The sequence below is a fragment of the Halobellus sp. GM3 genome (genome assembly GCF_052545375.1).
In genome coordinates this window covers 77094-90114 of record NZ_JBQWLT010000008.1, presented here as the reverse complement: position 1 = coordinate 90114, position 13021 = coordinate 77094, and the positions used below count along the sequence as shown (strand labels likewise).

The 13021-nt window shown below is 58.8% G+C and carries 15 protein-coding genes; 12 read left to right on the top strand and 3 right to left on the bottom strand.

Going from position 1 to position 13021, the window contains the following annotated elements:
• The first annotated feature begins 29 nt into the window (after window positions 1–29).
• The 5 genes from ACT3HL_RS13520 (at window position 30) to ACT3HL_RS13500 (ending at window position 4038) form a co-directional block, all read left to right on the top strand.
• A complete protein-coding gene (locus ACT3HL_RS13520) occupies window positions 30–1247 on the top strand; it encodes a deazapurine DNA modification protein DpdA family protein (protein ID WP_256309232.1) in 1218 nt (405 codons plus the stop codon).
• Window positions 1248–1304: 57 nt separating this feature from the next.
• On the top strand, window positions 1305–1649 hold the full coding sequence (locus ACT3HL_RS13515; RefSeq protein ID WP_123124687.1) for a hypothetical protein: 345 nt from the start codon (window positions 1305–1307) through the stop codon (window positions 1647–1649).
• A 347-nt stretch (window positions 1650–1996) separates the two neighbouring features.
• The gene (locus ACT3HL_RS13510) at window positions 1997–2530 is read left to right on the top strand and encodes a hypothetical protein (RefSeq protein ID WP_114450753.1); all 534 of its coding nucleotides are present in this window, start codon (window positions 1997–1999) and stop codon (window positions 2528–2530) included.
• Between the two features lie 173 nt (window positions 2531–2703).
• On the top strand, window positions 2704–3189 hold the full coding sequence (locus ACT3HL_RS13505) for a hypothetical protein (protein WP_445087332.1): 486 nt from the start codon (window positions 2704–2706) through the stop codon (window positions 3187–3189).
• Window positions 3190–3273: 84 nt separating this feature from the next.
• Complete coding sequence (locus ACT3HL_RS13500; protein ID WP_123124688.1) at window positions 3274–4038, top strand: hypothetical protein; 765 nt, start codon at window positions 3274–3276, stop codon at window positions 4036–4038.
• 108 nt (window positions 4039–4146) lie between these two features.
• Here the strand turns inward: ACT3HL_RS13500 and ACT3HL_RS13495 are convergent, their stop codons facing one another.
• The gene (locus ACT3HL_RS13495) at window positions 4147–4995 is read right to left on the bottom strand and encodes a hypothetical protein (protein WP_313690553.1); all 849 of its coding nucleotides are present in this window, start codon (window positions 4993–4995) and stop codon (window positions 4147–4149) included.
• A 32-nt stretch (window positions 4996–5027) separates the two neighbouring features.
• On the opposite strand from ACT3HL_RS13495, the gene ACT3HL_RS13490 reads away from it, so the two are divergent.
• From ACT3HL_RS13490 to ACT3HL_RS13460, 7 genes are all read left to right on the top strand, one after another.
• Window positions 5028–5324, top strand: a complete 297-nt coding sequence (locus ACT3HL_RS13490; RefSeq protein ID WP_445087331.1) for a hypothetical protein — start codon at window positions 5028–5030, stop codon at window positions 5322–5324.
• Between the two features lie 45 nt (window positions 5325–5369).
• On the top strand, window positions 5370–6740 hold the full coding sequence (locus ACT3HL_RS13485) for an XF1762 family protein (protein WP_445087330.1): 1371 nt from the start codon (window positions 5370–5372) through the stop codon (window positions 6738–6740).
• 75 nt (window positions 6741–6815) lie between these two features.
• Window positions 6816–8018: a DUF6610 family protein gene (locus tag ACT3HL_RS13480; RefSeq protein WP_445087329.1), complete on the top strand. Its 1203-nt coding sequence runs from the start codon at window positions 6816–6818 to the stop codon at window positions 8016–8018.
• 96 nt (window positions 8019–8114) lie between these two features.
• On the top strand, window positions 8115–9614 hold the full coding sequence (locus ACT3HL_RS13475) for a hypothetical protein (RefSeq protein WP_256309241.1): 1500 nt from the start codon (window positions 8115–8117) through the stop codon (window positions 9612–9614).
• Between the two features lie 46 nt (window positions 9615–9660).
• Window positions 9661–9894 (top strand): hypothetical protein, encoded by a 234-nt coding sequence (locus ACT3HL_RS13470; protein ID WP_251331593.1) that lies wholly within the window; start codon window positions 9661–9663, stop codon window positions 9892–9894.
• 11 nt (window positions 9895–9905) lie between these two features.
• Window positions 9906–10493 (top strand): hypothetical protein, encoded by a 588-nt coding sequence (locus tag ACT3HL_RS13465; RefSeq protein ID WP_256309242.1) that lies wholly within the window; start codon window positions 9906–9908, stop codon window positions 10491–10493.
• Window positions 10494–10660: 167 nt separating this feature from the next.
• Window positions 10661–11251: a DUF6884 domain-containing protein gene (locus ACT3HL_RS13460; RefSeq protein WP_256309243.1), complete on the top strand. Its 591-nt coding sequence runs from the start codon at window positions 10661–10663 to the stop codon at window positions 11249–11251.
• Between the two features lie 24 nt (window positions 11252–11275).
• On the opposite strand, the gene ACT3HL_RS13455 is transcribed toward ACT3HL_RS13460, so the two are convergent.
• Together ACT3HL_RS13455 and ACT3HL_RS13450 are read right to left on the bottom strand one after the other, a co-directional pair.
• On the bottom strand, window positions 11276–12352 hold the full coding sequence (locus tag ACT3HL_RS13455; protein ID WP_127341295.1) for a hypothetical protein: 1077 nt from the start codon (window positions 12350–12352) through the stop codon (window positions 11276–11278).
• A gap of 239 nt (window positions 12353–12591) precedes the next feature.
• On the bottom strand, window positions 12592–13008 hold the full coding sequence (locus ACT3HL_RS13450) for a hypothetical protein (RefSeq protein ID WP_445087328.1): 417 nt from the start codon (window positions 13006–13008) through the stop codon (window positions 12592–12594).
• Window positions 13009–13021 lie beyond the last annotated feature (13 nt).

The following is a 13021-nucleotide window of genomic DNA, read 5'->3' as shown; positions in this document are numbered from 1 at the left end:
TCGCTGGAGGGTGCGCGAGATCAGAGACGATGTCCTCAGAAGCACCCGCCAGTCCCGGTCAGCGATCGCCTTCTCATGGTGAATCGCTATCGCCCGGAGTACAGGAGAGTGAGCGGTTCAAGTTCCACTACACGGTCGGGTCCGGATCATCGCGAAAAGCCATCGGGACGGCTGCACTTGCCGCCACAAATCCCGACGCACTCGATCTCGACGATCTGGAAGCGCTTCTCGCTGCTGGTGTCGACCTCAACGCCATCCCACACCCTGGATACGCGATGATATCCTACGCTCGCCGGGACAATCGCCCTTTCGAGGGGCCGAACTGGTTCATCGATTCCGGCGGGTACAGCGTTCAGAAGAAGTTCAACCATTACCCGACGAGCATTGACGACTATGTTGCCTACTTGAGCGAGTACGACGATCAAATCGAAAAGTACACGCTCCGGGATTGGGCGTGTGCCCTCGATCTTCTTCGCGACGCCGACCGGGATATCCGCACCCACCAGGAGTGGTCAATACGCGACCACGTCTACTGCCTGGAAGCTGCGGAGGAAGCCGGTCTCACCGCCGAACCCGTTGCCGTCTTGCAGGGGCACGACATCGAAGAGTATCTGTGGTCGTTCGACTACCTCAAAGAGCACGGCCTCGCCTCACCAACGCTTGGCATCGGGTCAATTCTTCGCCCGAACAAAACCAGTGAAGTTCGTGCGATCATTCAGGAGTTGCGCGACGCTATCCCCTCGAAGTATGCGCTCCACGGCTTCGGGATCTCGAAGACCGTTCTCGAGGACGCCGAGACCCTCTGGGCACTCGATTCGGCCGATACGACATCGTGGCAGTCGAAGGCCGCTCACGCTCGTGTGACTGACCCTGAGTGGGCCGACCGCGTCCCCGCCTGGATTCGCACTCTCCAAGCGTACATGGACTACGGCGATGCCGTCGACGCACTCATCGCAGCTGCCTACGCCGACGAGTCGGCAGACGCAGCAACCGAACCCGGGCGCTTGCGAGTCGTCCCCCTCAGCGCGTTCGCTGCCGGGAAGCCGGGCCGTCCTGACGTTGCCGACCCGTTGGTTGAGTGTATCTGTGGGAACCTAATCGACCCGAATCGGCATCCATACGAGGAAAATACCGCCTGGTGTCGATTCTGCGAGCAACTCCAGTTCAACCTATGGAACAGGCAGTTCTGTGTGGACGACACCGACGGCGTCGAGACAGACGAGCCATACCCTTCGAAAGAACTGTAGCCGCCACATTTGATGTGATTCAGTCTCACTTATGAGCAGACCCGTCCTACTGTACCTGTGAATATCACCTCCAAATATCCGACCCTCAGCCTCGAATCAGAGTTCGAGGCGGACTCTTTCACCATGATTACCATCATGGATGGTCCAGGGGTGAACGGCCTCGAGCGATACTTTCTCGGGTACTATGATGAGGACCTTCGCGACGATGATGGCTCATTCCTCGCCCGCCCCGTCGGGCATCACGAACTCCCTCACCCGATGACGCTCCCTGAGGTCGAAGAGTGGGCGCTCGATTATCTCAGTGTCCCAGAAGAAGCCCTCACCGAATGTGAGGCTCGACAGCTCCGAGCGAAACGAGCACGAGAAGGAGAACTGTCCGACGACGAACGCGAACAGGTGTAGAAGCGGGACCGCCCTCTATGATTACCCCTCAAGATCCGCTCTCCCAACCGAAAGCAGTCACTCCCGGCAGCACTCGACGAGTAACCCGTCGGACTGTTCTCGGCGGTATTGGGACAGTTGGCCTCGCCAGCCTCGCCGGATGTCTCGGCGTCTTCGGCGCAGAACCCGTCAACAGCGAGCAGAACGCGACTGACGAAGACGGACCCGGAAGCGGTGGTGGGCAGACTCCTGCTCGAACGTCCACGACGACGAACCAACCCGACACCAGCGACGGAACCCCCGAACCAACGCCCGAGCCTGACCCTGACGACGATAGACCTGGTGGACTGCCGAACGGTCCCGGCGTGATGCCTGGCGACCTCCCCCCTTCGTACACCAGATATCCTGAACGCTTCGACCCAATTGACCGCGTCTATGTCGGGCCGATCACCTCGCCCGCCACGAACGACTGGAATCCGCATTACGACGATCCCGAGCCTGGGAAGAAACTCGCCGACGTTGCCGTCCACAATTCGACCATCGAGGACTGGGTCGTGAGCCCGCCCCACACGATGCACCGGGTGGACGGCCTCGAGCTCACCGTCGACGGCGACGGTGCGTTCACGGCAGAGGGCGGCTTCCACTACAGAAACAAGTGCGGATACTTTGGCGTCAATCATCTCTATGTTAGGGGGCCCACCGCGACGATCTACCTCGCGTACAGCCACGACCCTGCCTGCTCCGAGAGTGAGGTTCGCGACGAAGAGGGGTATTGGTACGGGCCTGTTACGGTGACGGGGAGCCTCGATGGAGACTTCGACACACTTCGTATCATCCTCCTCAACGGGAACGAGAACCTCGGCGAGTTTGATTCTACAGACACGATGGAATTTGGGATATAGTGGTCCGTCATGGCTAAACTCATCGATATAAATCCAAGACCGGCCTGCCCACGGCCTACTCGTTTGTCGCCCCCGGACGCGGTGCGGGGATCGCCTGCCTCATCAACCCCACTAATCCGCACGACGTGAGAATCATGTCAGTCGAATCACCCGTTCTGCAGGGACTACAATCTATGAGTACTGATACCGACACCAGCGCCAGCGTACCGAACCGACACCGCTCGTTCACTGTGCATCACCAGTCTGTTTTCGTGACAACTGAACACGAAGACGAAGCTCAAGATGACCCCGAAAATACCGAGACGAAGATCATCGACGAGGCCGGTTTGTTTGCCCTCGATGACGAACCCTTCGAGACCACGCTCTTTCACCACGGAGTCAACGTTGATACCCGGGAGCGAGCTTCACGAATCGAGACCGGCGGCTCCGACGAGTTCGTCGACAACCGTTCTCTCTCCGCTATCCGTGCTCAGAACGGTGAGAAGACGGTTCCCGAGGACGCGTCCGGACGCCAGAGGACGCTGTTTGCAGATACCGCCGTCGATCAGCGCACCCTCGATGGGGACAAAGCCAGCGCTCGCTTCATGTTCGAGGCCGACCAGCGCCGCCAACAAGCGGACTCTCGCTGCCAGGACGCGTCTCGCGTACCCTATCAATGAACCCCCTTTTGCTTCAAGCTCGCCGCTAGTGCTTGCGCTCGTTTATATTAGAGAACAATCTATGAAGGAGGGAGGAATCCCTCCATGAACGCCGAAAGCCCTTGGGACGACGACCGGAGATTCTACGGCAAGGACGACTTCGGAGACACATCTTTTGAAGACGAGCATTACGGCCCCAATGACGCCGGCGAATTCACCGTCGACGAAGCCCCGCGGTGTACCCAGTGTGATCGCCCCGTCGATCCCGATCGGGCCCTCTGCAAGGAATGTGAGCGCGACACGGAACTCGAATCGGAGAATCCCTATGGACCTATTCACGACGACGTCTCCGTGACCTACGAGAAACGAATTGACGCACTCGCGTTCGCCGTCGTGCCGGCGAAATCTCGCTTCGAGGCGATCGTCAAGGCCACTCTTGCATTCGATGCTCGAGAGAACGCCCCCAAGAAGCCCGCCGGCTTCGACGGGATGACCTTTGAGCTCCTCCACGAAGCTGACGACCCGGATATCCGTCCTTTCAATATCGGCTGGGGCGCACTCCCTGAAGCCGTGCCCGTCGCGAGCGAACGCGGCCTCGAACTATTTAATAAAGCCCACAACCGCACCAACTGGGGTGATCACCTCTCTGAAGGCCCTGAAGTTGACTTCGAACCCGAACCTGACATCTACCTCTACGACGAGGACGGAACCGCAATCTGCCGCGCCGGGCAGTTCATAGACCTCATCGACAGCTACACCGTCCCTGATGATCCCAGCGACTACACTCAGCCCGAGTACGGCAGTACTGACGAGGAGCTATGGATCGTCCCGGCATTCACCCTGAGTGTCCATCCTACTACTGACGGTTGATTACGAGAGAGCCTGTCATAGAAAGCTCCGCGCTCTCTGTCTATCCAAGTCTTGTCAAGACTCGCGTGCAAGATACGCGCGCTGTATCATTGCACACTCAGTGCTACCTTATTTGACTTCTTCGAGTACCGTTTCACCGCTGCCTCTCTGTGATTCCCATTTCCACTCATCCTCAACTCGCAGGCGGCCATCTTCTAGAACTTCGATGACCCCGACAGAGTGGCCCGTTGCAGTCTCGTGGTTCCGGTTAATCTGTGTGTATCGGATGTCCCAATGGTTGCCCTCAACAGTTCCAACAAGGTGTCCATCCACCACATCACCACCCTCGTAGTGGGCGTAGATTCGTTCACCGTCCTGTTCAAAATGGAACTTCGTGTCCCCGCTCACCTCTCCGTCGTCAGTATTCGTGACTCCGACCATTGTCCGTCCGTCAAGCGAAATGTTGTTGTTCATGTAGCATCTCACTCTGTGTCCTGTATTCAAGATTGCGTGCGGAACCCGTCCTCTGTATCTTGCAGCGGCTTCTGTAATCATATATGATTCAACATTTTCTACCGCTTGCACCGCAGTAAATCGGCTGTGAACGATTCTATGACTCCTTTCACATACGAGATCGATTTTACCCTGTTTGTGGCCCCCGAGACGGTGGAGGAGTCCAAACAAGATGGCAACCACCAGCCGCAGTACAAACCGGCGAATATACGAGGTCGTTAGATGAACTCCGAATCGGAGTTGCTTGTCTGTCCAGATTGTGGAAACGGACGGTTCTCGTGGATCATCCATCAAGTACAGTTCGGAGCTGTGCATCGCTTTGCGAACGGACATATCGATGTCGAAGTGACAAAGAATGGCCCCATCACCGACTCCGATATCGGTGAGAACGGAGTCTTCTGTGTCGATTGCCAGGAATTCCGAACCTATGAGGAACTTGTTCCAGACGACGCCGAGGCGGTTCACCTCAGTGAAGACGAATTAGAGGGAGACCGCTGATGGGCGCTCACACGTTTTTCACCCGAGCGAACGGCGAGGACGTCAAGAGCGCGTTTAGCGACGCCGTCGAGGACGCCCAGTACCACTACGGCCAAGGTGGATACACCGGGACCATCGCGGAGAAAACCTCGTTCACCCGTATTCCCGACGACGAAGTAGGCGACACCGACCCCGCCGAGTACGCCAGCCAGCTTATCGACGAACAGGACTCTCGAATCGACAGCAAGTGGGGCCCTGCTGGATGTATTCACGTCGAAGAAGACACGTACCTGTTCTTTGGCTGGGCATCCGCCTAACGCCTCTCCTTTCCCGTGAGTACTCGTCACCACCCCTCGTCCAGAGTGATACGGCCGCTTCGCGCCGGCGACATCATCGCGTTCCCCTACCTCAACGCTATCGGGCGATGCATTGGGGACGACTCCATCGGATCCTTCAACTGGTACGTCCCGCCAGGGGGCCCACTTAGTATCGGTCGCCTCCCCAACCAAGACGAGACCGATGCGATGATCGACTCCGGGGAGATCGTCATACTCGAGACGGAATTCGACTCCCTTGCCGCCTACCACGCCTATCGGACATACCGCGACTGTGACCCCCGTCTCGTCTCGCCCGGTGGTGCGTCGTCAACGGGGCACCTATCGCTCCGCGCTGAGCGTGGGTCCAGAGTCCGTGAGCGTGTCAACGGCTTCCTGAAGCACCCCGACGTCGCGTATCAGCACGACCCAGTGACCACGCCCTTCCGAATCGCACTCACTGCCACCTACCAGGACCGAGAGGTTGCGATGGCGGTCCTCGGACGCCCGCGGGGGCGACACAACGCCGACGGTCGGACGGTCGAACTGTATCGCTTCGCTGCCCATCCCGACCGGCCCGCGAATACCGGATCGTGGCTCCTCTCACGCTGCTGTGCGTGGAGTCGCCTCGAAGGATACGATCGCCTGCTCACGTACGCCGGTGTCCAGAACGGCAACGAGGGAACCATGTATCAGGCCGCTGGGTTCGAGCTCCTCGGGACGACGATAGCTGACCGGAGTGAATGGCACTCTCGTGAGGGCCGCGCCGGGGGTGGAACGTACCGGAAGTGTCGCTACAGATACGTCCTCGCCAGTCATTCGATCGAGGCCCGACGGCCCGCCGGTCGCGTCAGTCCCGATCAGGCCCGCCTCACCGACCAGAACACACCAGTCAGACCCGCATGTGCCTCTCCCCGCACGGTCGCCCAGGGTGAACTTGTCCAGACCCGCGAGGAGCACCCGGCTCGTCGAGAAACCACCCTCACCACCGACGCCCAGGCGTTCCTCGATGAGTACGACTGTGGCGAACCTGACGACACCGCACCGCTCGTCGCGTGCTTCGCCTACCGAACTCCAGAAGACGCCTTGGTTGCCGCGCTCTGCCTTCGAGACCACTCCGAGGAGCAGAACCCTCGGGACAACACCGAAGCCGTCACGCTGTCCACAGCGGGCGCCCAGACCGACGCCCTTGCCTACCCGGTGAACGTTCTCCGGGGACTCATCGCCGACGCCTGTGAGTGGGCTCGGCTCCACGGCTACGCGACTGTCGAGAACTGCCTCACCGGAAACGTCGCGACCGCCGCAGTCGAGGGAATCGCTGGCCTCGAGATAGACTACGACCATCTTCGTGACCCATCCGTGGAGCCATCCGAACGAGCATCATCGTCGTCGAGCTCCCCTTCTGTGTCTTCCGCGTAGGCGAGGTTTCGTCCGCCAGTTTTGTCGGCGGCGGAGCCGTGCGCCGCCAGCTGACCATCCAGACATCCAATTCCTATGGTGAGTTCCAATACCAGTTCAGCCGAGAGCATCGGCCACGGCCAACTCGACCTCTCCCCGTACCTCTCGCCGGCGACTCTTGACACACTCGAGGACAGACACCAGGCATCGGGAGGCGAGCATTCCGACCACCGGTCCGAGATCGAGGCCGACAGCAACACCGAACGAGAACGCGAAGAGGACGCGCTTCCTATCGAAGTCGCTCGTCGTGCCGAGTACATTGGGTTCCTTCATCGAGCCCCGTTTGCGACTGAGGCATACGCCCTCGGATTCGTTACCGGCGCTCGCGAGGACTGTCGGATTCAGGATAGCCATCTCCGCAACGTTGACGTCCCGATCCTCATGCTCGACAACGACTTCAATCGGCCCGACCTCGATCGGTATCTCACCCGCTTCCGTGAGGTTGAGCCCGAAATCGGTGTCGTTGGCGATGCCCGCACTCCTGAGGAAGCACACACGTTTGTCGACGCCGCCCGCGAACTCAAATCTGACTACCCAGACGCGACCATCATCATCGTCCCGAAGTGTCGCGAGGCCATCGATATCGTCGCCAACGCTGATATCCCCGGGGAATCGCTCGTCCTCGGATACGCGATGGGGCGTTCAAATATCAAAGCGTGGCACTTCTCGGATATCGCCAACTGGCGCGGTCACCGTGTGCATCTCCTTGGAGCCAGCCCGACGAAGCAATGGCGCGTCATCCAGGAGCTCACCCAACCGAATCTCACAGGGGACCCGCCTGCGGACATCATCGGTCTCGATTGGAACGGCCCGCAGGGTATCGCCTACAAAGGCGAATCCTGGTCACGCGACGGGTGGCAAGACGCTGACTTCCTCACCATCCGCGAGACCGTCCGTCGAAGCCTCCGTGAGATGCGAGCATTCTGGGAGGAACGTGGAGTGTGGCCCTCCGAGGGGAAGACGCCAATCGAACGCCTCGAGCCCGCCGTCAAAGAACCGGACGACCCGATCTGGGCTGCCAACGGAGGGGATCTCAGCGATCCCGATCCGCTTGGGTCACCCGATGAGTGGGCAGAACTAGTGGACTACGAGGACGAAGATGGCCCCTATCCCATCGAGCAGGCCATCATCGTCACCTACGAAGACGGGCGCACTTTCGCATATCGGACACAGACCGAGCGCAACTACGTCGAATACCACGAAGGGCTCTGGGACGAGGTCGTGGACGAGCGGCCGTAACGGTCGCCCGGTCCTACGTTACGGTGCGAACTGTCGGTGTCCGTATGTTGCGTAGGGCTCGATTTGTCCGGCCCCCGCACGGCGGAGGCCCACAGAATGCCCTCACCACCGCCGACCGACGCGAGTAGCAACAATTCGACGAACTCCACTGGAGAGGTCGTGGACAGGAGTGACGAGTTCGTCGACAACCGAAACGACGTGTGCGACCCGCCTGCTAACCCCGGCGAGCAGGCCAGCCTCGCTTCCGAGGTGATCGAGGGGCAGACGGATCTCACCGGCAGCCAGGCGACCGAGGACCCGGAATACCTCGATGGTGGAACTCGGGAGAGTGCGCTCGATGCGCTGGCCAACGGCTCATGGACCCCCTCCACGATCACTCGAGCCTTCGAAGTCACTGGAAACGTCGCCAACTCGATCAAAGAGATGGGTTCGGGTGCCAGTCACGTCCTGAAAGTCGAAGATAACACCGAGGACCTATCGGAGTGGCCGGGAATCGGGGACGCTTCGGCCAAATCGATCCGGACAACGATACCGAAATTAAAGGCCCGTGGAATCACCCGCCACGGTCTCCCCATCGACGTCAATGCCCAGGCAACCGAGGATGCCGGCGGCGACGTCGATGAGCTCGAGGGCGTCGAGAGTGTGACCGAACAGACGGTCATGGAGGGGATCGTTGACTCTCTGGACGTTCCCGAACACTGGACAATCGTCGATGAGCACGAGGACGCCGAGCAAGAGCCCTCGATCCTCGTTGAGCATCCGGACGGCTACTTGGCCGAAATGTGGCTTCGGGACGACGACGTCTCATCCGGCGCCGGTGAGTGGGACATCGAATACGTCGACCCGGTGGGGACCCGGCGGGACGGGAGCGGGCAGTTCCACGAGAGCGCCCAGGACGCGCTCGACGAACTCGTTCCGCACATCAAGGAGGTTCGGGCCGAGGAGCGCGACCGGGCCGAACAGCAGGCCGAGCAGGAAGATATCGACTGGCCTGAAACAATCGGGCGCTTTCGGCTCCGGGAGCAGACCGTGAGTGACACCCATGCCGAGTATCGGACTGACTATCTGGCGGGCTACGGTATACTGGGGACCAAGCGACGGGAGCGGTCGGAGGGCATCCGTTTCTACGACGACACCCGGAAGTACCACTTCATGGATGAGACCTACGCCCGGAAGAAGACCGCAATCGAGACAGCCGAGGAGAAGCTCACGGACCTGACGGAGACACTCGATGAGCGGGAGGACGCGGTGATCGAGCAGAACGATATCCCCGACCACGTTCTCCCCCACCGCTACCGGGGCGATCTCGACGACCAGGACAGCGGCAGTGACGATGTCCCGGATAGCAAAACCCGTCAGATGGGTGTCTCACCTGACGACACCGACCAACTCACCGTCGATATTCGCTTCGCCACCGAAGGCATTAGCGCCTCGGTCTACGCCATCTCCGAGACACCCAACCGAACCGATCTCCTCGAAGAAGCCTGGTACACCTGGACCGAGGTGGACGAACTCACCACGGATACGGAGAGTCACATCATATTCGAGATTCCCGTGCAGCACTCCCAAAACGAGAACGAGGACGCGGCGGACTAACTCGTGCTCGTTTGTCGGGCCCCCACGCGGTGGAGGCCCACTCAAAATGGAATCCACCACAGACGACAATATCGCCGGACAGCGCATCGCCGACGTTCGTGAAATGACCAGCGAAGAACTTGAACGCGAAGGCTGGCAAGCCCATGATTGGCAATCGACAGTCGTTCTCGAACTCGAGTCCGGGACGATCCTCTATCCATCTACTGATCCCGAAGGAAACGCTCCTGGCGCGATATTCGGCATCGACGCCGACGATACCGCATTCGCCCTCTACCCCTGACCAAATTCATTATGCACATGCTCATCAGAGTCGTCTCCGAAGCCTACGACGCCGAAGACGCGACCGGCATCGCCCACGGCCTCTTTGAGGGCGTTGACGCGCCGCTCTACCCGACGTTCGACTACGGCACACTCATGACCGATGGTGGTCGCTGGAGCGAGTCACTCCCTGAAATCTTCCGTGAAGAGGGCTCCGCTCGTGCCGACTCCGAGATCGGGAACGATCTTCTCGAGGGCGCCTGGGTATCAACCACTCGCGAACTCGCTCGAAGAATGGCCGTCATCCGCAAGGGATTCGAAGAGTACACCGACAAGGAACTCCTCGAAAGCCCCCGTATTAAAGCCGACGTCGAACCGTGGAACCCTCTCGGCCCAACCCGAAGCGAAGAGGAGTTCATCGACTCCTACTCAATCGACGTCCGGTATGCGATGTACTCTGTCGGTGAATACGCCGGCCCGGTCTACTACCTCTACAACGAATACGGAACCGCGATTCGGAGCCAAGCCGAATACGAACAACTTCTCGACGAGATTGCGACCGATGATACAGGGAACGACGAGACCTCGTTCTACGTGACGCCAGTCGACGTCCACTATTAATCCGGCTCCCATATCAAGCGAATCCTAGGTACAATCAGAGTCACCCGATTACTAATGACGCTGAGTGTCCCGCGGAGGTAGATTCATCCCCAGCGGGTGTCAAAATCGCACCGACTGATGCACACAGGTTCGTGGCGGGGGTGACTCACGCCGCTCCGAGACGACAGATGCCAACGAGACAGACCACAATCGAGACGATTCAGACTGACGGTGGAGGCCGTGAGGATAGTGATCGAAGTGGTCTCCTCGTTCGCCGAGCTGCCCTCGTCGGGTGTGGCGACGCGAAACACGACGGCTTGCTTCCTGCTCGCGAAAAATACCGTTCGACATACTTCGGCCTCAAGCGCGATTTCGCTGAGACACTCTGTGCTCGCTGGTGGATCCTTTCTGCGAAATTCGGACTGCTTGATCCCGACCGCGTCATCGACGATTACGATGTCGCCATCACCGACGACGATGTGGACACCGCTCAGTGGGTCGAGGACGTCCGCACGGTGCTCTCTAATGTGGAGTGGCCCGAGACGACCAAGGACGGTCGGGACATCGTCTGGGAGCTATATGCGCTTGCTGGAAGTGACTACCTCGAGGCCACCGACCAGGATGAACACTCGCTCCGTGTGCAACTCCCCGACATTACACCCGATCACGTAACGATCCGATTCCCCTTCGACGACCTCGCGGGGATCGGCTACCAAAATGGGTGGCTCGCCGCGTGTCGTGACTCCGGGCGTATCGTCGATACTGCAACCCACGGCTGAATACGAACGGGGCGTCTGTCTGAGTCACTCCAAGGCTGGTGGGGAATCATGGACTGCGACAACGTCATCAGCAAACTCCTCGACTGCAAGTGACGGTTCGGAGTGTTCAGTTGGTCCAACGGGCTCGAACTTGCAGAGAACCAAGTTGTAGGAGATGGACGCTTGGACAATCCTCCAGTAATATGGCCCGCTTTCGTCCCTGTCAGGATCAATTTCGACAATATCACCGAGGTCGAACTCGACGGGTTGTTCATAGGAGCTGCCTGCGAGTTCCGCCTGTCTCCCTTCTACGTCGGGAAGCGGGTCATGCAGAGTTTCAGCGAGAATATACCAGTCATCAACAAGCCGTCGCTGTCGAACGCCTTCTCGCAACTCTCCATCAAGTTCTACGTCGTAGACTGGTCTTGGGGTGATTGGAGATTGGTCCCAGAGTGGTGTCAGCCACGCCTCGTATCGGTCACGAATACGGCAGTGTCCGTTCTGCGTGTCAAATTCGTCCCCAGCGACAAACAGAAACTCTTCATACGGACTCTGTGTATCTCGACCGAAACGCCCGTCAACTTTGTCACCTTCTTCAATCGCCCCCGGGAGATACGACCAGCCAGCAAATTCGGGGTGATGGTACTCAACAAACGGCGCTGAAAGATAGTCGTTTGGCGTCCCAAACACATCGCTCAGACGAGTGAGTGCTTCACGCTCCGAAAGAGAGTCACTTCGACTACCGGCTGCGGACTCAAATGAATCCAACTCCGTCGGAGATGCAGACAAGTCATCAGCTGGCGGATCGCTCCAGTCATCGACCGGAGAATGGAACGAGAACTCACCAATATACAGGCAGTAGTATTCTCTGTTGTCGATTTTGTGAAGGCGAACCTCATCGACGCAGTCTCGCTCAACTAACGATTCGAGAATTGACTGTTTGAACGCATACAGTGCCTTTTTCCGAATACTGTGATGCCGCGCTCGCGCTTTAGCTCCCCCGGAGTAATTATTGCTTGCCGACTCAGCGTACTTCTTCGCTTCAACGTTGATCTGGTATAATGCCTCTAGCTGGTCGAATGAACACTTCGGACAGTGTTCCGAATCAGTTGCATCAGGCATGGCAGATTTTGAACAAGGAACTGAAGACGATCATGTCGAGTTGCCGTTTTGTGGTAGTATATCAGACCGGATGAAAGTTAAAATAACCGAGTTGCGTAATAGCTACGCAACGCTTCTTCTTGTACCAGCCTTTCAGCACGTCGAAGGGACTACACCATCGAGGCGAGTCAAAGGACGACATCCGACGGGCTCAGCAAGATGTTCACAGCCTCAGAAGTGGCCTCGTCGACGCGATCGTGCTACTCGCCATCAGCCTTCCCCGCATACCTCGAGGTCACCTTTCCTCGAAGATCCCGATAGACAGTGTAGCGATACGGACCATGTGGGCAACCATCGCATCCTGGCCCACACGGGAGCTTCCGTTTCTGAAGGTGTCCATATCGAGTTAACTCCTCGTCTGACAGTTCCTTTAGCTGTTCCGTACTCATTTCCTCAAACTCTTCTTTCGCTGCACGCCGCTTTTCGCGGGATAGGTTCTGCGGTGGCTTCTCGACTGCGACCTCACCCGCTCCGACCTTCTCATCCGGAGACACCGGTCGCTCCTTGTGCTCGATGAGTTCATCGCAGTAGTCGATGACTCGCTCTAGATCGTACACGGTCTGTACCTGCAGGGGCTCCCACACGCGCTTTGCTAGCCCTTCCGGGGGTGTAGGCATTGCTTCGCCCCGC

What these genes read in the sequence shown, in the direction of transcription:
- ACT3HL_RS13455 (WP_127341295.1), bottom strand. Translation starts at nt 12,352, where the DNA reads ATGCCTGATGCAACTGATTCGGAACACTGTCCGAAGTGTTCATTCGAC.
- ACT3HL_RS13470 (WP_251331593.1), top strand. Translation starts at nt 9,661, where the DNA reads ATGGAATCCACCACAGACGACAATATCGCCGGACAGCGCATCGCCGAC.
- ACT3HL_RS13460 (WP_256309243.1), top strand. Translation starts at nt 10,661, where the DNA reads ATGCCAACGAGACAGACCACAATCGAGACGATTCAGACTGACGGTGGA.
- ACT3HL_RS13500 (WP_123124688.1), top strand. Translation starts at nt 3,274, where the DNA reads ATGAACGCCGAAAGCCCTTGGGACGACGACCGGAGATTCTACGGCAAG.
- ACT3HL_RS13465 (WP_256309242.1), top strand. Translation starts at nt 9,906, where the DNA reads ATGCACATGCTCATCAGAGTCGTCTCCGAAGCCTACGACGCCGAAGAC.
- ACT3HL_RS13475 (WP_256309241.1), top strand. Translation starts at nt 8,115, where the DNA reads ATGCCCTCACCACCGCCGACCGACGCGAGTAGCAACAATTCGACGAAC.
- ACT3HL_RS13510 (WP_114450753.1), top strand. Translation starts at nt 1,997, where the DNA reads ATGCCTGGCGACCTCCCCCCTTCGTACACCAGATATCCTGAACGCTTC.
- ACT3HL_RS13480 (WP_445087329.1), top strand. Translation starts at nt 6,816, where the DNA reads ATGGTGAGTTCCAATACCAGTTCAGCCGAGAGCATCGGCCACGGCCAA.
- ACT3HL_RS13505 (WP_445087332.1), top strand. Translation starts at nt 2,704, where the DNA reads ATGAGTACTGATACCGACACCAGCGCCAGCGTACCGAACCGACACCGC.
- ACT3HL_RS13450 (WP_445087328.1), bottom strand. Translation starts at nt 13,008, where the DNA reads ATGCCTACACCCCCGGAAGGGCTAGCAAAGCGCGTGTGGGAGCCCCTG.
- ACT3HL_RS13520 (WP_256309232.1), top strand. Translation starts at nt 30, where the DNA reads ATGTCCTCAGAAGCACCCGCCAGTCCCGGTCAGCGATCGCCTTCTCAT.
- ACT3HL_RS13490 (WP_445087331.1), top strand. Translation starts at nt 5,028, where the DNA reads ATGGGCGCTCACACGTTTTTCACCCGAGCGAACGGCGAGGACGTCAAG.